The following is a 17870-nucleotide window of genomic DNA, read 5'->3' as shown; positions in this document are numbered from 1 at the left end:
CGCCGCGGGTGGGGAGGCGACCGCCAGAGCGACGGCTTCCGGAGTCATCGGCGGCGTCCGTTCCGCGTGGCGCGGGTGGACAGTTCCTCGTAGGCCGGGGTGTCCCCGGCCCGCACGCGCTCCCAGGCACGGGCGAACACTTCGGGTACCGGTATCGGCGGGACGGTGCGGAGTCCTGCGTGGACCGGGTACAGCCCCTCCTTCCACGTCTCCACCGGCAGGGCGGGCGCCTTCAGGTCGAGCCAGCCGCAGGGCAGGAAGAGGGAACGGCCGGCCCGGGACCGCTTGGCCTCCACCACCAGGCCGGTGGCGGCGGCGAGTTCGGCCCGCGCCTTCTTCATCCGGGCGGGCCGCCATCCGGTCCAGCGGGCGCAGTTGCGGTCCGTCGGATCGGGCAGCGCCAGCAGTTGCAGATACAGCGCCGCCGCGTCCTCGCTCAGGCCGTGGGCCGCCGCGACCTCGGCGACCAGGGCCGGAGCACCGACCGTCGGATCCTGCGCGGGTCCGACGGGTCCCGCGGTGTCCTGACCGGCGGCCACCGTGCGGGCGAGTTCCTCACCCAGGACGGTGCGCAGGGCTCGCATCCCGGTGCCGCGCGCGGCACCGACCAGCCCCTCCAGCAGCCCGAACACGGCGTCGTCGGGGCCGGTCAGTCCCGCCGGACGCACCAGCACGGTCTCTCGGTCCCCGTGCCAGGGGCGCAGTACGAGGGCCTCGCCGACCCGAGTCGTCCCGTCCGCGTCGGCGCCGCCGGTGGCGGGGAGTCCGTAGGCCTTGCGCAGCTCCGCGGCGGTCGTCCCGCCCTTCTCCGTCCACTCGACGTCGAGGTCGAGCAGCAGCCCCGGGTCGGCGAGGCGGCGGCGGAGCGCGGCCAGGCCCTCCGGCAGGACCGCGCGCAGGGGATGTCCGTAGGGCAGCGCGTAGGCGAGAGCGGTGAGGGCGGCGACCGCGCCGGTCAGCGCGTGGCGTCCCGGCACGGCTGCCGGGTCCTCGGCCACGAGTCTGCCGTCCTTGTCGGGGCGCTGGACCGTGGTGCGGCTGAGCCAGGCGGTGTGGGCCGGGTTGAGGACCACTTCCGCCGATCCCGTGGGCAGGCCGTCGAGCGCGGGAGCCAGGTCCTCGGGCAGCCGGACGAGAGAGCCGAGGAGGTCGGCCCAGGTCCGCCCCGCCGCGTCCGTGTCCGGCCCCGTCGTCCACAGCACGGCGGGGTCGTCCGGCAGCAGGGCGCCGACCAGGGCGGCCCGCTCCCCGAAGGGGAGGGTGTCCAGCATGGCCCTGCCCGCGTCCAGCTGGCGTGGCTTCAGCCCTGTCGTGGCCAGGGCTTCGGCTTCGGCCCGCTCCGGCTGTCCGGCGAGCAGGACCGTGGCCTGGAGCGGTCCGACGCCGCCACGGGTCGCCGCGGCGAGAGCCGCGGGGGCCTCCGGCTGCCAGGGCGCGGCTCCCTTCTCCCGGATCAGCCGGGTGGCGGCCGCGAGGGTGCCGGCGGTGATCGTCGGCGTGTGCCGGGTCTCCCGTTCCAGCGTGAAGTGGGCGACGGCCCCGAACGCGCCCGCCGGGTCGTGGTCGAGAGCGAGCCAGTTGACCCGTTCACCGCCGTAGTCGATGTTCTTGCAGCCGAGCACGACCACCGTCCGGCCCGCGCGACGCAACACCTGCCCCACGCGCTCCCGCTGACGGCGCTTGTCGTGCGGCTCGCTCAGCACGATCTCCCGGAGTCCTTCGCCGGGAGCGGCGAGCGGCCCCTCGCCCAGGGCCTCGAACAGCAGGAGCAGCGCCTCCCTTTCGGCCGCCGTGACGGTCGGGGCCGCCGCCCGATAGGCCAGCGGCCGCAGCACGGACAGCAGGGACGGCCAGACCAGGCCCAGGCGGGGAAGGGTGTACTCGTCGCTGAGCCAGCCGTCGGCGAGGGTGTCCTGACGGGTGCGGTCGGGCAGCCGCCTGCCGTCGGCGGGGTGCCCGGAGAGCACATGGTTCACGGCACGGATCTGGCGCAGGGCCGTCCACTGCTGGTCGCCTCCCCAGGCTCCCCACAGATGGGCGAGGCCCCGGGTGGCCGTGCGCAGCGTGAGGTCGTCGCCGTGCTCGGGGCGGTAGTCCGCGAACATGCCCTCGGTGCGCTTGAGTTCCGGCTTCGGCTGCGCGACGGGCGGCGTGACGAACCGCGTCACCGTGTCGCCGAGCTGCAGGGCGGTGCGGACCAGGGCCGCCACGCCGGCCAGGATCCGCTTGTCGGTCAGGCCCGGCAGAGACCGGGAGACGGCCTGCCGCACCACGTCCTCGGCCGACGGCACCCCGGGCTCGGCGGCGCCACCGTCCTCCGTACCGTCCCCGCTCGCGGCCCGCACCAGCGCCTGCCGGTCGGCCAGTGCCCGCGCCGCCTCGTGCAGTACGTGGGCGGCCTGCTCGTCGGTGAACGCGCGCAGCACGGCCGACGCCCGCTCGTCCCGGGGGCGCAGGGCGTGCCAGAAGGCGGCCGGCGGCACCAGCGGGGTACCGGCGGCGAACTCACCGCCCCGTTCGTTCGGTGTCACCCGCCCGAGTTCCCCGGCCCGCGTGCCGTCGTCCTGGGCGAAGAGGGTGATCCGGTTCCGGGACCGGGCCACCACGGGCGCCGCACCGCCCGGCAGTCGCAGCGCACCGAGCGGGACGAGTCGCTCGCCCGGCCCGGAGGAGGTCAGCGTGACGGTGCGGCCGTCGGGCGTTCCCGTGGTCGTACGCACCTCGCCGCCGTCGTCCTCGGCGCGTGTCCAGCGGCCGAGCACGGCACCGTCCGTGCCGAACGGGCTCTGCTCCAGCCCGGGCTGCAGGGGCAGCACTTCGCAGCGGTCCTGGATCAGCGTCGCCCCGTCGCTGATGCCGGAGCGCAGGAAGTCGGGCAGGGAGGCCCGCCCGTGCGTGCCCGTCGCCGGGTCGTACTCCAGCCACACGGCCTGCCGCCCGTGCCTGCCCTGGCGCCAGAGGAGCGTGCCGTCCCCGATCACCGGGCGGCTCGCCGGAAGTACCGTGTCGCCGGCGTGCAGGGTGCGGCCGCCGGTGGCGCGGCCGCCGTCGGGCAGGGGGATGGACGGGGCGGCCGAGTCCTCGTTGCGCCACCAGCGGGCGATCTGCTCGCCGGTGAGCGTGACCACCTCGGACGGCCGGTTGGACCAGTAGCCGCGCTGCTTGCCCTCCTGCCACCAGACCACGAGCAGTTCCCCGTCGCTGAAGCGGAACTGCGGGCGCTGCCAGCGGTCCAGGTCGGCCGGGAGGCGCAGGTCATGCGCGAGGAGGATCTCGTCGGGGCCCACCACGACCGCCTTGTGCCCCCGGCTGAGGATCAGGCAGGGCCACGCCTCGTTCACGATGAGCGCGTTGTCCCGGTCCTGGCTCGGGCGGGTCTCGCCGTCGAGCAGGCGCAGGGCCTCCTCCAGGGCGGGCCAGCCGAGTTCGTCGAGGATGCCGGACCGCAGGGTGCGGGCGAGCAGGGGCGCCGTCTCGTAGTCGGCGGTCCGGGCCACGGCCGCCGGATTGACGCGGGGCGCGACCGGTCGGAACGGGCTCAGCCGGTGCAGCGCCTCGCGGGCGCCGGGCAGGCCGCGCGCGCCGGCCAGCTGCCCGACCGCGCCGTCCAGCCACTCCCGCAGGACGTCGCGGAGCACCGGGTGGTCGGCGAGGTGCTCCAGGACGGAGCCCGACTGCCGGTTCTGGCCGACGGCGCCGACCGCCTTCAGGAGGAGGGGACGCAGCCGCGGGTCCGCCGCGAGCGCGGCGAGGTCGCGGCGGGCGGGACCGGTGTCGCGCACCCAGCGGTCCAGACCCAGATGGACGTCCGTGCCGGGTCCCGGCAGTGTGAGGGGGATGCCCTCGGCCACGCACAGGTCCAGCAGACCGATGTCGGCGCCCGCGTGCCGACGGCCGGCGAAGAGGTCGACGGCCCGCGCGTCGGCACGCAGCCGGGGCGCCATGCGCGCGACGAGGGCGAGGGTGGAGGGAGAACTTCCGCACGTCGTGGAGCCGTGTTTGCGGTGGGCGGCCCAGCGGCCGAGCCAGCCCGCGGCGTCGACACCGCCCGCCCCGCGCTCGGCGCCCCCGGCCTCCCCGTGCCCCGCGCCGTCCGGCTCGTCCTCGCCGGTGAGGAGCCGGTCGGCCCCGCATTCGGTGAGCAGCGCCAGCCAGAACTCGTCACTCTCGATGGTGCGGTCGAGGCCGGCGGGCATGATCTCCAGAAGCCGCTCACGCACGGCGGGCCGCCGTCCGGCCAGGTCGGCGAGGGACGCCCGGTAGGCGGTCCAGAAGGACGCGGGCGCGCGGACGGCGGCGGGCGAGGCGACCAGGTCGGCGGCGAGGTCGCCCTCCGTCTCCACCCGGGGCAGTCCGGCGGCCTTGATGAGCACGCGCGCGTCCTGCGGCAGCGACGCGTACGGCGGCATGCCGGCGGCACAGCGCTCCACCGCGAGCTGCCGGAACTGGGCCCATGCCTCGGAGGCGTCCAGCCGGTCGGCGAGATCCTTCACGTGCTGCTTCAGGGCCTTGACCGTCAGCGCGCCGGCGAACGCGAACTCCAGGAAGACCGCCCGCTGCCGGTCCTCGTCGACGGCGAGCGCGTGCACCCGCTCCGCGTCGCGTGCCTTGCCGAAGAACGCCGCGGCGTAGGTGGTGTTGTCGTACTGGAGGAAGACCCGGGCCGCCTGCTCGTAGAAGGTCGGCAGGAAGTGCGGCACCGCCCGGCCGAGCCGCTCGCCGAGCTGCTCGAAGCCCTCCTTGGCCGTGCCCGGACGGGACTTGGCCTGCCGCGCCAGCCGCTCGACGTCCTTGACCAGCGCGAGCGCGTGGTGCCCGTTGGCCGGGTCGTTGACCAGCGCCCAGGCGGGGAACCCGAGGGTCTCCCGCCTGACCTGCCCGACCTCCGGAGCCTCCGCGTCGCGGACCAGGCCAAGGAAGTCCAGGGCGAGGTCCTCGGCCTCGCCGAGGGTGCCCGGAACGAGCCGCACGACGCTGCGGTCGCCCAGCGCGGCATGCGTGTAGCTGCGCACGGTGAGGGTGTCGGCGTCCTCCCGTGCCGTGCTGCCCGACGGCAGCAGCGCACCGGCCTCCAGCAGGGCGGCGACGGTGGCGTCGTCCTGGGCGGCGCCCTCACGGGCGGGGGTGCGGACGCCGGCCGCGCCGGTGTCGTTCACGGTCTGCACGGTGCTCACGCGGCGCGCTCCTCGTCCTCGATGTCCCGGCCGGCGTACAGCGCGGCGGCCATGCGCATGCCCTCCGACCAGGCCACCGGCCCGATCTGCCCCGCCCTCAACTCCCGTCCCGTAGCGTCGGTCCAGGTCAGGGAGCCGGTCTCGGTCTCCTCGTAGCCGTCGAAGTCGCCGACCCAGACCCGGGCCTCCACGCTCCGGCCGTCCTCCCAGACGGAGCAGACGGCGTACCCGCCGCGCACGCGGTGGCCGAGCTGGGTGACCCGCCCGTGCAGGAAGCGCAGTTCCTTGAACGCGCCGCCCGCGTAGTCCTCGACGGAGGTGGCGTCGGCGTCGAGGGTGGCGGGACGGTGCCACACCTCACGGAAGAGCTGCTGGGCGCGCTGCTCGACGCCGAGCTCGACCGCGAACTCCCGCAGCTCCTCCAGGTCGTCCAGGAGGACCGGGTGCGGCAGGTGGACGAGGGTGGGGGCGATGCGCACCGTGTCCCCGTCGAGGTCGACGAGGCCCAGCCCACGCCCGGGGTCGGCGTCCCGCAGGAAGCCCGCCACCTCGCCGTCCGGTCCGGTGACGACGAGGTCGCGCAGCGCCGACCGCCAGGCGGGGTCGGCCCACACCCGGGTGAGGACGTCCAGGGGGACGGGCAGCGACCGCACCATCCAGCGCTCGACGTCGGTGAGGCACTGGCGTTCATGCCGGTCCAGCCATTCGACGAGCTGCCGCAGCCCGACCACGGCCGGATCGTCCGCGAGCTTCGCCGGGACCGACTTCAGCCGCCGCCCCGCCGCGTTGCGGCAGACCACCTTTCCGTCGTCCAGGGCGACCTCGTAGTCCCCGGCCGTCACCCACCCCATGAGTGCCTCCCCGCACCGCAGTGATCAACTGCCGAAAACTGTAGGCGAGACCACTGACAACGCCCTCGGCGCAGTCGACGGCCAGGGACGGGAGGGGCGCCCCGGCGCCCCTCAGCCGTCCAGCCGGACCGGCATCAGCAGCGAGAAGGTGTCCTCGTCGTCGGTCCGCCGGACCGCGAGCGGCGCCGTGGGCGCGCCGAACTCCAGGAGCAGCCGCTCCCGGCCCGCGGCGGTGAGCGCGTCCAGCAGGAACCCGCGGTTCACCGCGACGACGTCCCTGTCCTCGTCCCCCTCCCCGCACACGGTCACCGTGCCGTCGTCCGCCACGTGGAGCACGCTCAGGTCCTGCGCGTCCCCCGCCTCTTCGCGCGCCTCGCCGGCCCGGACGGGACCGTCCTCCAGCGCCCTGCGGAACGCGGCCACGTCGACCTCGGCCCGCCGTCCCGCCGGCAGCCGCACCAGGCGGCGGTAGTCGGGGAAGTCGTACGCGAGGCGCTCCCCGGCCGCCTGCCGGTCCCCGGCCCACAGCGTCACACGGTCGTCCTCGACACTCAGGTGAACGGTCTCGTCGCCGCTCAACAGGGCGCGCATGGCGTCGACGAGCGGCGCGGGCACCAGGATCCGGGCGGGTGGCCCGCCGTGCCCGGCGGCAGCCGTCCGCGCGACGGCCATCCGGTACCGGTCGGTCGCCACCACGCGCAGCCCTCCGCTCTCGCCGCCCTCCGCGTCGAACAGGACCCCGGCGAGCATCGGCAGCTCGGGGTCGCGGCCCACGGCGAAACGGACCGCGTCGAGCGCCGCGCGCAGTTCGCCCGCGGGCACGGACAGCCGGACGGCGTCGGTACGGGCTGGAACGGTCATGGGACTCTCCCTCTGGTCGAGCATCACTCGGACTGCGGAGAACTCGCCGCGCGCACCGGCCAGATCCCGTTCGAGCCGGCGCAGATGCGCCTGGAGCAGCCCGCGTACGAGATCGGTGTCCGCGCCGGACCAGCCGGCCAGCACCAGCCGGACGTCCGCCAACGGCATCCCGGCCCTCCGCAGCCGCGCCAGCAGGCGGGCCTCCTCGAGCTGCCCGGGCGCGTACCAGCGGTAGCCGCTCACCGGATCCACTCGGGCCGGCACCAGCACACCGGCCCGGTCGTAGAACCGCAGGGCGCTCACGCCCAGCCCGCTGTCGCGGGCCAACTCCCCAATGCTGCGCATCTCGCTCTCCACGTCCGGAACTCTGCGGCCTCGACCAGGTCGAGGGTCAATCCCGGCACAGGTGTACCCGACCCCGCGCGGGGCGCTGCCGCCCGTCTGCCATCCTGGCGCGGTGCACAAGCCCAGTGCGGTCACGCCCGACGCTCCCGCGGCCATAGGGATGCCGCTCCTGACCCAGCAGTGGCTCGACCTCGCCTTCGTCCACTGGGCGGTCGAGCCCGCGGCCGTGGCCGGACTCATGCCGCCCGGCACCGTCCCGGACACGCACGACGGGCTCACGTACGTCGGTCTTGTCGCCTTCCGCATGCACCGGGTCGGCTGGTTCCGGACGCCCGGGATCCCGTACTTCGGCTCGTTCCCGGAGACCAACGTGCGCCTGTACAGCGTGGACGGACACGGCCGCCGCGGAGTCGTCTTCCGGTCGATGGACGCCTCGCGGCTGATCCCGGTGGTGCTGGGCCGCGCCGGCTTCCGCCTGCCCTACCTGTGGTCCCGGATGGCCGTCCGCACCGTGGGAGACACCGTGACCTACACCAGTTCCCGCCGCTGGCCCGGCCCGCGCGGCGCCCACAGCCGCATCACCGTACGGCCCGGTGAACGCATCCACGAACCCACCGCCCTCGAACACTTCCTCACCGCCCGGTGGGGCATGCACAACATGTTCTCCGGCGGCGCCGCGTACCTCCCCAACGACCATCCCCGCTGGCCCCTGCACCGGGCGCGGCTCCTGACCTGCGACGAGAACCTGGTCGCGGCCGCTGGCCTGGAGGCCCCCACCGGCGCCCCGGTCAGCGTCCTGTACTCACCCGGCGTCCCGGTCCGTCTCGGCCGCCCCGCACGCCCGGCCCCCGCCGCGCTCCTCGGTCCTTGACCTCAAGCGCGCTTGAGGGACCACAGTTGCGCGCATGGACACCGACACCTTGGACCTCGAGGCGATCGCGCAGGTCGTCGCCACCGTCGAACGCACCCAGCGCGCGAAGGACGCCGAAGGCTTCCTCGCCCTCTTCCACCCCGACGCCCTGTGGACCACCGCCCACGGCAAGGTCCTCGTGGGCCTCGACGCGATCGCGGAGTTCACCCGCGCCGTGCTGCCCGGCGCCGTCTGGTCCGGCGACGTCACCTACGAGCCGGTCCACATCCGCTTCCTGCGCCCCGACGTGGCGGCCGTCAAGGTCAGACAGGTCTACCACGCGCCGACGGGCGACACGGAGGGCTCACCGCTGTACGTCATGACGAAGACCCCCGACGACCGCTGGCTGCTGCATGTCGGCCAGAACACCGAGGTGCGGGTCGATTAGCGGGCGTCCCCGGCGGGTGGCGCACCCGGGAACCACACGGCTTCCCCTCGTCGCGTCTACGTGACCGCGCCGGGGGAGCGGAGCACGAGCAGGGTGATCTCGCTGGGGGCGAAGACGCGGAACGGCGGTCCCCAGAAGCCGGTGCCGCGGCTCGTGTAGAGGAGTGTGCGGTCCCCGTGCCGGGTGAGGCCGGCGAGGGCGGGCTGGTCGAGCCGGACGAGATGGTGGAAGGGCCAGATCTGGCCGCCGTGCGTGTGGCCGGAGAGCTGCAGGTCGACGCCCGCGGCCGCCGCCCGGTCGACGAACTTGGGCTGGTGGGCCAGGAGCAGCACCGGATGGTCGGGGTCGACGCCGCTCAACGCCCCGTCGAGGTGGGCGCGGTGGCCTTCCAGACCGGAGGACTCGGCGGTGACGTCGTCCACGCCGGCGACCACCAGGGTGTCGCCTCCGCGTTCCAGCAGCAGGTGGCGGTTGCGCAGCGGCTCCCAGCCCAGTTCGTCCATCAGGTCGACCCAGCCCTGGGCCTCGCTGTAGTACTCGTGGTTGCCGGTGACGTACACCCGGGCCCGGGTGGCGCGCACGGTGCCGAGCGGGGCGGCCTGGGCACGGCGGCGTTCCGCCGTGCCGTCGGCGATGTCGCCGGTGTGGCACACCAGGTCGGCCTCCAGGGTGTTCACCGTCTCGCACACCCGAGCCGACCACCGGGCACGGTCCAGCGGGCCGTAGTGGGTGTCGGTGATGAGTGCGACCCGCGTGCCGTCGAGACCGGCACCCAGCCGGGGGAGCCGAACGTCGAGTCGGCGCACGCGCGGTACGCGGCGCGCCTCGACGTACCCCCAGGCCAGCAGCACGGCGCTCACGCCGAGGACGGCCCAGGTGACGATGCGGGCCCGGTCCTGTCCCTCGCCGACGCCGGCCAGCAGCAGGACGAGACGCAGCAGAACGCCCAGGAGAACGGACCACGTGAACAGCACCCAGCCGGTACCGAGCAGGGTGTCACCGACGATGGCCGCCCCGTCCTGCTGACGCCGCCCGTGGCCGCGTGCCATCGCGAGCGGCATGGCGACCAGGCCGAGCGCGAACAGGGCGCTGCCGGCCAGTGTGACGGGCAGCGGCCAGTGCTGCCCCGCGTACAGGAGCACCCAGCAGGGCACGGCCCACAGGAGCACCGGCGCGATCAGAGGGACGTAGCGCATCACACGGTGCAGTGCACTCTGCCCCGGGGACCGCGCCTCGCTGTCGGCGGGTCGGGTGTCGCTGGTGTCGGTCACGCTGCCCCTCTCTCACCAGGCTGCCGTCCCGCGCACTGTATCTCGTCGCCCGTAACGGGTTGCCCGGAGCAGGGACCGCCTTCATCAGCCGGTCGTGCCTGCCCGGTCACCCGCCCGGCAGGCACGCACGCCCGGATCTCTAGAAGAAGCCCAGCTTCTTCGGCGAGTACGAGACCAGGAGGTTCTTCGTCTGCTGGTAGTGCTCCAGCATCATCTTGTGGTTCTCCCGGCCGATGCCCGACTGCTTGTACCCGCCGAAGGCGGCGTGCGCCGGATACGCGTGGTAGCAGTTGGTCCACACCCGTCCCGCCTGGATCGCGCGTCCCGCGCGGTATGCGGTGTTCATGTCGCGGGTCCACACGCCTGCTCCGAGGCCGTACAGCGTGTCGTTGGCCGTCTTGATCGCGTCGTCGAAGTCGTCGAAGGACGTGACCGACACGACCGGGCCGAAGATCTCCTCCTGGAAGATCCGCATCCGGTTGTCTCCCTCGAAGACGGTCGGCTGGACGTAGTACCCGCCCTTCAACTCGCCGTCGTGCTCGACGCGCTCGCCGCCCGTGAGTACCTTGGCGCCCTCCTGCCGGCCGACGTCCAGGTACGAAAGGATCTTCTCCAGCTGGTCGTTGGACGCCTGCGCGCCGATCATCGTGTCGGTGTCGAGGGGGTTGCCCGGCTTGATCGCCTCGGTCCGCGCCACGGCGGCCGCCATGAACTCGGCGTAGTTCCCCCGCTGGACCAGGGCCCGCGAGGGGCAGGTGCAGACCTCCCCCTGGTTGAGCGCGAACATCGTGAAGCCCTCGAGCGCCTTGTCGCGGAAGTCGTCGTCCCGCGCCCAGACGTCGTCGAAGAAGATGTTGGGCGACTTGCCGCCCAGCTCCAGCGTGACCGGCTTGATGTTCTCCGAGGCGTACTGCATGATCAACCGCCCGGTGGTGGTCTCCCCGGTGAACGCCACCTTCGCCACCCGCGGACTGGACGCCAGCGGCTTGCCCGCCTCCACGCCGAAGCCGTTGACGACGTTCAGGACGCCGGGCGGCAGCAGGTCCGCGACCAGGCTCAGCCAGTAGTGGATCGATGCCGGGGTCTGCTCGGCCGGCTTCAGCACCACCGCGTTGCCCGCGGCGAGTGCCGGGGCGAGCTTCCAGGCGGCCATCAGGATCGGGAAGTTCCACGGGATGATCTGGGCGACGACACCCAGCGGCTCGTGGAAGTGGTACGCGACGGTGTCGTCGTCGATCTCGCTGAGCGAGCCCTCCTGGGCGCGGACCGCGCCCGCGAAGTAGCGGAAGTGGTCGATGGCCAGCGGGATGTCGGCGGCCAGGGTCTCGCGGACCGGCTTGCCGTTCTCCCAGCTCTCGGCGACCGCGAGGGACTCCAGGTTCGCCTCCATCCGCTCGGCGATCTTGAGCAGGATGTCGGAACGCTCGGTCACCGAGCTGCGCCCCCAGCCCGGGGCGGCCGCGTGCGCGGCGTCCAGCGCACGCTCCACGTCCTCCGCCGTGCCGCGGGCGATCTCGGTGAACGGCTGCCCGTTCACGGGGGAGGGGTTCTCGAAGTACTGCCCGCGGGCCGGAGGCACGTACTCCCCGCCGATGAAGTGGTCGTAGCGCGACTGGTAGGAGACGATCGCGCCCTCGGTGCCGGGCGCCGTGTAACGGGTCATCCTGAATGCCTCCTCGTCGAGCGCCGCCCGCCGTTGGACGGCTCTGCGCGTGAGGCTAGGCAGCGGGACGTTGCAGGGACGTTGCGCGGGGCCGCCGCGATGACCCCGCGCAATCCGACAAGTGCTGGGGCGTCACCGTGCGTCGGGCCCCGCGAGTTCCGATTCCAGGGCGGCGAGCCGGGAGCGGGTCGTCGCCGTGGGCCGGACCGCCGTGAGCGCGCGCCAGACGTCGAGATCGTCCTCGCCCCAGGGCGCGTGCGCCCAGTCGGCCAGCAGGTCGGGATCGCGGCGGGCGATCAGCGCGGCCCGCAGTCCGTCGGACAGGCGGCGCCGCAGGCGCACCACCGCGGGGGCCTGGGACCCGGGCAGCAGCGGCCCGGCGTACGCCGCCGCCGCGCCCGTGACCGCACCCGCCCGCAGGCGGCGCTCGACGACGGTGGCGTCGGACTCGACGGGCATCGTCAGCCGGTACGGCCGGGACGCCAGCCGGGCGGGGCCCACGATGCCGCGCAGCCGGGCCAGTTCGGCCCGCAGCGTCACCGGCGGCACCGTCTCGTCCTCGTACAGCCCGCACAGCAGCTCGTCGCCGGTCAGCCCCTCCGGGTGCTGGGCCAGCAGCACGACGATCTCGCTGTGCCGCCGGCTCAACCGGACCTTGCGGCCGTCCGCGGTCAGCAGCGCCTCGTCACGGCCCAGCGCGGCCAGCTCCGCCCCCTCGCCCCCGGGTGTCTCCGGAGCCAGAAGCGCCAGTTGCGACTCGGCGGCACGCGCCACCGCCTGGACGAACCCCAGGCTGTGCGGGTGCGCCAGGCCGTCACCGCCGGTGATGTCCACGGCGCCGAGCACCCGTCCCGTGCGGGGGTCGTGCACCGGAGCCGCCGCGCACGTCCACGGCTGCACCCGGCGTATGAAGTGCTCGGCCGTGAAGACCTGGACCGGACGACCGACGGCCATGGCCGTGCCCGGCGCGTTCGTCCCGACCGCGGACTCCGCCCACCGGGCACCCGGCACGAAATTCATGCCGTCGGCGCGGCGCCGGGTGGCCGGGTGCCCTTCCACCCAGAGCAGTCTGCCGTGCGCGTCGCACACCGCCAGCAGATGCTCGCCATCGGCGGCGAAGGCCCCCATCAGCTCCCGGACCAGCGGCATCACGCGTGCCAGCGGATGCTCGGCGCGGTAGGCGCCGAGGTCGCCGTCCATCAGCTCCACGCTCGCCGTGCCGTCCGGTCCGACACCCGCCCGGACCGACCGCCGCCAGGACTCCGCCACCACGTCGCGCACGGGGCGCGAGACCGTGCCCGCCGCGGTGAACGTCTCGTGCGCGCGCCGCAGTGTCCGGGTGCGTTCGGCGGGGTCGGCGCCCGGCTCCAGAGCCAGCCACGAATCAGTCAACTCGGCCTCCCCGGGCAGTGGTGGGATGAGGGACATCGTCACTCCGCGGACGGGCGCGGACAACCTCTTCGACCAGCCGGATCACCGCCGGGCGACGGTCCGTCGGGGCTCAGGCGAGGTTGACCAGTCTGATGTAGCGGGTCCAGTCCCAGTGGGGCCCGGGGTCCGTGTGGTCGCTCCCCGGTACCTCGTGGTGCGCGATGATGTGGCTGCGGTCCATGGGGATGCCGTAGGTGGTGCAGATCGCCGCGGTGAGGCGTGCGGACTCCTCGTACATCGCGTCCGTGAAGTACGCCGGCTGGTCCACCCACCCCTCGTGCTCGATGCCGATGCTGCGGGTGTTGTAGTCCCAGTTGCCCGCGTGCCAGGCGATGTCCGTCTCCCGGACGCACTGCGCCACGTGCCCGTCGGAGGACCGGACGACGTAGTGCGCGGACACCTGCCTCTCGGGGTCCCGGAAGATGGCGAGGGTGTCGGCGTACGTCTCCTGCGTGACGTGGATGACGACGTAGTCGACGGGATAGGCGGCCGGGCGGGTGGATCGGCTGTAGTTGGACGCCGTCGCGGGCTGCCACTCGGCGGTGGGGTAGTCGACGGCCCGCGACCGTGCGGCGGCCGGCCTGCCGGAGAGCAGGGTGAGCGGGACGGCGGCGAGCGCGGCGCCCATCAGAATCCGTCGCCTGGTCGGAACCGGAGCTGTCCTTTCCCTGTCCATGGGACTGCCCTTTCGTCGGTGGGCCGTGCCGGCCCGGTGGGGGGAGTGGGTGCGCAGCTGTTCGGTGCTGCCGGGGAGAAGTCCGGCCTCGCCGGGAAGCACGGGGCCGACGGTCCGTCCACCCGGTGTGCCGGATGCGGCCGCGCAATCACCGTACGAGGAACGGGGATTGCGCAGAAGAACGCCGCGCCGTTCCGTGGACGGCCACGGCCTTGTGGACAACTCCCTCACTCGATCGAGTGAAAACAAGGACAGCTGTTGACCCTTCGCGGGGCACTCGCGGGCCTCAGGCGCGTTCCGCCACCACGGCCGGATCGTCCAGCACCGCCCGCACCACCGAGTGCGCCGCGCCGAGCAACGGACCCTGCGGACCGAGGTCCGACACCGAGACCGGGCGGGCCGGGCCGGCCGTCCGCCGGGCCAGTTCGTCGCGCAGCGACGGCAGCAGCCAGGGCGCGAGTCCGGCCAGCGCCCCGCCCAGCACCACGATCTCGGGATCGAGCAGGTTGACCGCCCCGGTCAGCGCGATGCCGAGCGCCGTACCCGCCTCGCGCAGGGCACGCCGTACGTCCTCGTCGCCCTCGGCCGCGCGGTCGGCGAGCAGCCCGACGCGGTCCTCGCCCGGCTCCACGCCGGCGGCGCGCAGTACCGCCTTCTCGCCCGCGTACTGCTCCAGGCACCCGCGCCCGCCGCAGGGGCACTCCGGTCCGTCCGGACGGACCGGTACGTGACCCAGTTCGCCCGCGAAGCCGCGCGTACCGCGCAGCAGCCGCCCGTCGAAGACCACGCCCGCACCGATGCCGATCTCGGCCGAGACATGCAGGAAGTCGCGGGGCGTGTCCTCACCGAGCCAGAGTTCGGCGAGCGCCCCGAAGTTGGCCTCGTTGTCCACGGTCAGCGGCAGATCGGCGGGCAGCAGCGGGCCGAGGTCGGCGTCCTGCCAGTCCAGGTTGGGGGCGCGCACCACGGTGCGGCCGTCACGCGCCACGAGGCCCGGCACGGCCACCGCGAGCCCGGCCGCCCACAGCCCCTCGGACTCCGCCTCGGCGACCACCTGCCGCACCAGGGCGGTGAGCCGCTCGACCACCGGTTCCGCCGAGCCGTCCCGGTTGCTGCCGTACCGCACGGCGCGGGACCGCACCTCTCCGCGCAGGTCGACGGCGCAGACCGCGAGGTGGTCCACGCCGACCTCCGCGCCGATACCCGCGGGGCCGCGGGCGCTGACCGCGAGCGCCGATCCGGGCCGCCCCACCCGGCCGGGACGCTCGGGCCCCAGTTCCTCCAGCAGCCCCGAGCGGACGAGTTCGTCGACCAGGGTCGAGACCGCCGCACGCGTCAGCCCGATCCGTGAGGCGACCGCGGCCCGGGACAGCGGACCCTCGGCGCTGACGGTGTGCATCACCCGGGCGAGGTTCCGGCGGCGCATCCCCTGCTGGGTGTCCGGAAGCGCGCGTCCGGGCAGGGCCGGTTCGGCTTCGTGCGGCGCTGCGGTCATGCCTCCGTCGTCCCTCGGTCGGTCGTCGCCCGGGTCACCGCGTCCTCAGCGGGGGTCCGTGGTCCGCTCCAGCAGCGGTGCCGCGTCGGAGAGTACCCCGGTGATCCTCGCCAGCGTTTCCTCGTCCCGAGGCACGGCGTCCAGCACCGGCCCGGCCGCCGTGTCCCAGCGCCGGGCGACCGCGGCGGCGTCCTCGCCGGTGAGCAGGCCGGCGGCCTGTGCGGCGGCACCGAGCGCGACCAGCTCCCTGGCCTCGGGAATCTGCACGGCGCGCCCCGACAACCGCCGTACCGTCTCCTGCCAGGCGCCCCCGCGTGCCCCGCCGCCGATCAGCAGCAGCGGAGCGGAAGGGTCGGCGCCGGCGTCGAGTACCAGGTCGAGGGCGTTGAGGAGTGAGTGGACCGCGCCGTCGTACGCGGACTGGAGCAGCTGTCCCGCGGTCGTGTCGTGGCGCAGGCCGTGCAGGAGGCCCGAGGCGTTGGGCAAATTGGGGGTGCGCTCCCCGTCCAGGAAGGGCAGGAGCGTGACCTCGGTGCCGGGTTCCACGGCCTCCCGGTCCAGGCCCAGCAGGGCCGCGACGCGGTCCACGGCGAGCGTGCAGTTCAGGGTGCACGCGAGCGGCAGCCAGTCGCCGCGCGCGTCGGCGAAGCCCGCGACGGTGCCGGTCGGATCGGCAGGCCGCCGCCGCGACACGGCGTAGGCGGTGCCGGACGTGCCGAGGCTCATCACCGGTACGCCGGGACGCAGCCCGAGGCCCAGGGCGGCGGCCGCGTTGTCGCCGGTGCCCGCGGCGACCAGCGTGCCCTTCGTGAACGGCAGGCCGTGGCCGTCGCGCACGGTTCCCGCCACCTCGCCGGGCCGGACCACCCGGGGCAGCAGCGCCGGATCGAGCCCCACGCGCGCGAGGATGTCGTCGTCGTACGCCTCCGTACCGGAAGCCCACCAGCCGGTTCCCGAGACGTCGCCCCGGTCGGTGGTCCCCTCGCCCGTGAGCCGTTCGGTGAGGTAGTCGTGCGGCAGGCGCACGGCCCTCGCGGCGCGGGCGGCGTCCGGTTCGTGTTCGGCCAGCCACGCCCACTTCGTGACGGTGAAGGACGCGCTGGGCACGCTGCCTGTGCGCTCCGCCCAGGACTCGGGCCCGCCCAGCTCCTCGATCAGGCGCCGGGCCTGCGGGGCGGAACGCACGTCGTTCCACAGCATCGCCGGACGCACCGGCTCGCCGTGTGCGTCGAGGGTGACGAGCCCGTGCTGCTGCCCGCCGATCGACACCGCGGCGGCCTCGCGGGCGGCGTCGCCGCACTGGCGCAGCGCTTCGCCCAGCGCCTCCCACCACTGGCGCGGATCGCTCTCACGCCCGGCTCCGGAGGACACGGTGTGCGGGGCCTGGCCGCTCGCGACGACCCGGCCGGTGGCCGCGTCGACGACCAGCGCCTTCGTGGACTGGGTGGATGTGTCCACGCCGACGACGAGCGGACCCTCGGCTGCTGACATCGGTCTACTCCCTCTTCCCTGGCTGCTCTGCTTCGGGCGCACCTTGTCCCTTCCCAGGACCGTGTGTGCATACTAATTTGTAAAGCGCCATGACGAAATAGTCGGCACCGAGTGACCGGCAGCGAGTGAGGAGCCGCGGAATGAACTACCAGCCCACTCCCGAGGACAGGTTCACGTTCGGTTTGTGGACGGTCGGCTGGCAGGGCCGTGACCCGTTCGGCGACGCCACCCGGCAGGCGCTGGACCCGGCGGAGACGGTACGGCGCCTGGCCGAACTGGGCGCGCACGGCGTCACGTTCCACGACGACGACCTGATCCCGTTCGGATCGAGCGACTTGGAGCGCGAGGGCCACATCAAGCGCTTCCGCCAGGCCCTGGACGCGACCGGCATGAAGGTGCCGATGGCGACGACGAACCTCTTCACCCACCCGGTCTTCAAGGACGGCGCCTTCACGGCGAACGACCGGGACGTGCGCCGCTACGCGCTGCGCAAGACGATCCGAAACATCGACCTCGCGGTCGAACTGGGCGCGAGCGTGTACGTCGCCTGGGGCGGCCGCGAGGGCGCGGAGTCGGGCGCCGCCAAGGACGTGCGGGACGCCTTGGACCGGATGAAGGAAGCCTTCGACCTGCTGGGCGAGTACGTCACCGAGCAGGGCTACGACCTGCGGTTCGCCATCGAGCCGAAGCCGAACGAGCCGCGTGGCGACATCCTGCTGCCGACCGTGGGGCACGCGCTGGCGTTCATCGAGCGCCTCGAGCGGCCGGAGCTGTACGGCGTGAACCCGGAGGTCGGACACGAGCAGATGGCTGGCCTGAACTTCCCGCACGGGATCGCGCAGGCCCTCTGGGCGGGCAAGCTGTTCCACATCGACCTCAACGGCCAGTCCGGCATCAAGTACGACCAGGACCTGAGGTTCGGCGCGGGCGACCTGCGCGCGGCGTTCTGGCTCGTCGACTTGCTGGAGCGGGCCGGGTACGCGGGCCCGCGGCACTTCGACTTCAAGCCGCCCCGGACCGAGGACCTCGACGGCGTGTGGGCGTCCGCGGCCGGCTGCATGCGCAACTACCTGATCCTCAAGGACCGTGCGGAGTCCTTCCGTGCCGACCCGCAGGTGCGGGAAGCCCTGGCCGCGGCCCGCCTGGACGAGCTGGCCCGCCCGACCGCGGAGGACGGCCTGGCGGCGCTGCTGGCCGACCCGACCGCTTACGACACGTTCGACGTGGACGCGGCCGCCGCGCGCGGCATGGCCTTCGAGCACCTCGACCAGCTGGCCATGGACCACCTTCTCGGCGCCCGCTGAGCAGCGGCGG

The 17870-nt window shown here is 73.9% G+C and carries 12 protein-coding genes; 3 read left to right on the top strand and 9 right to left on the bottom strand.

The window, feature by feature from the left end:
• Positions 1 to 44: 44 nt before the first annotated feature.
• The 3 genes from IE108_RS07035 to IE108_RS07025 form a co-directional block, all read right to left on the bottom strand.
• On the bottom strand, positions 45 to 5165 hold the full coding sequence (locus tag IE108_RS07035; protein WP_229851694.1) for a hypothetical protein: 5121 nt from the start codon (positions 5163 to 5165) through the stop codon (positions 45 to 47).
• Between the two features lie 5 nt (positions 5166 to 5170).
• Positions 5171 to 6025, bottom strand: a complete 855-nt coding sequence (locus IE108_RS07030; RefSeq protein WP_064726660.1) for a DUF4132 domain-containing protein — start codon at positions 6023 to 6025, stop codon at positions 5171 to 5173.
• Positions 6026 to 6136: 111 nt separating this feature from the next.
• Positions 6137 to 7231 (bottom strand): DNA polymerase III subunit beta family protein, encoded by a 1095-nt coding sequence (locus IE108_RS07025; RefSeq protein WP_064726659.1) that lies wholly within the window; start codon positions 7229 to 7231, stop codon positions 6137 to 6139.
• 112 nt (positions 7232 to 7343) lie between these two features.
• On the opposite strand from IE108_RS07025, the gene IE108_RS07020 reads away from it, so the two are divergent.
• Both IE108_RS07020 and IE108_RS07015 read left to right on the top strand, forming a co-directional pair.
• Positions 7344 to 8102 (top strand): YqjF family protein, encoded by a 759-nt coding sequence (locus IE108_RS07020; protein WP_064731655.1) that lies wholly within the window; start codon positions 7344 to 7346, stop codon positions 8100 to 8102.
• 34 nt (positions 8103 to 8136) lie between these two features.
• On the top strand, positions 8137 to 8529 hold the full coding sequence (locus IE108_RS07015) for an SgcJ/EcaC family oxidoreductase (RefSeq protein WP_064726658.1): 393 nt from the start codon (positions 8137 to 8139) through the stop codon (positions 8527 to 8529).
• 56 nt (positions 8530 to 8585) lie between these two features.
• Here the strand turns inward: IE108_RS07015 and IE108_RS07010 are convergent, their stop codons facing one another.
• The 6 genes from IE108_RS07010 to xylB form a co-directional block, all read right to left on the bottom strand.
• Complete coding sequence (locus IE108_RS07010; protein WP_064726657.1) at positions 8586 to 9800, bottom strand: metallophosphoesterase; 1215 nt, start codon at positions 9798 to 9800, stop codon at positions 8586 to 8588.
• Between the two features lie 139 nt (positions 9801 to 9939).
• Positions 9940 to 11463: an acetaldehyde dehydrogenase ExaC gene (gene exaC / locus IE108_RS07005; protein WP_064726656.1), complete on the bottom strand. Its 1524-nt coding sequence runs from the start codon at positions 11461 to 11463 to the stop codon at positions 9940 to 9942.
• A gap of 132 nt (positions 11464 to 11595) precedes the next feature.
• Positions 11596 to 12855 (bottom strand): GAF domain-containing protein, encoded by a 1260-nt coding sequence (locus IE108_RS07000; RefSeq protein ID WP_064731654.1) that lies wholly within the window; start codon positions 12853 to 12855, stop codon positions 11596 to 11598.
• Positions 12856 to 12964: 109 nt separating this feature from the next.
• On the bottom strand, positions 12965 to 13570 hold the full coding sequence (locus tag IE108_RS06995; protein WP_064731653.1) for an N-acetylmuramoyl-L-alanine amidase: 606 nt from the start codon (positions 13568 to 13570) through the stop codon (positions 12965 to 12967).
• 286 nt (positions 13571 to 13856) lie between these two features.
• A complete protein-coding gene (locus IE108_RS06990; RefSeq protein WP_064726655.1) occupies positions 13857 to 15065 on the bottom strand; it encodes an ROK family transcriptional regulator in 1209 nt (402 codons plus the stop codon).
• Positions 15066 to 15110: 45 nt separating this feature from the next.
• Entirely contained in the window at positions 15111 to 16556 is a 1446-nt protein-coding gene (gene xylB, locus IE108_RS06985) for a xylulokinase (protein WP_064726654.1), read from the bottom strand.
• 140 nt (positions 16557 to 16696) lie between these two features.
• Between xylB and xylA the strand changes: the two genes are divergently transcribed.
• Positions 16697 to 17860 carry a xylose isomerase gene (xylA, locus tag IE108_RS06980; RefSeq protein ID WP_064726653.1) on the top strand — a complete coding sequence of 388 codons (1164 nt, stop codon included), beginning with the start codon at positions 16697 to 16699 and terminating at the stop codon, positions 17858 to 17860.
• Positions 17861 to 17870 lie beyond the last annotated feature (10 nt).

Source organism: Streptomyces parvulus, from assembly GCF_014648855.1.
GTDB lineage: Bacteria > Actinomycetota > Actinomycetes > Streptomycetales > Streptomycetaceae > Streptomyces > Streptomyces parvulus.
Note: the sequence above shows the minus strand (reverse complement) of the source record. Positions and strands in the feature narration are given on the sequence as shown.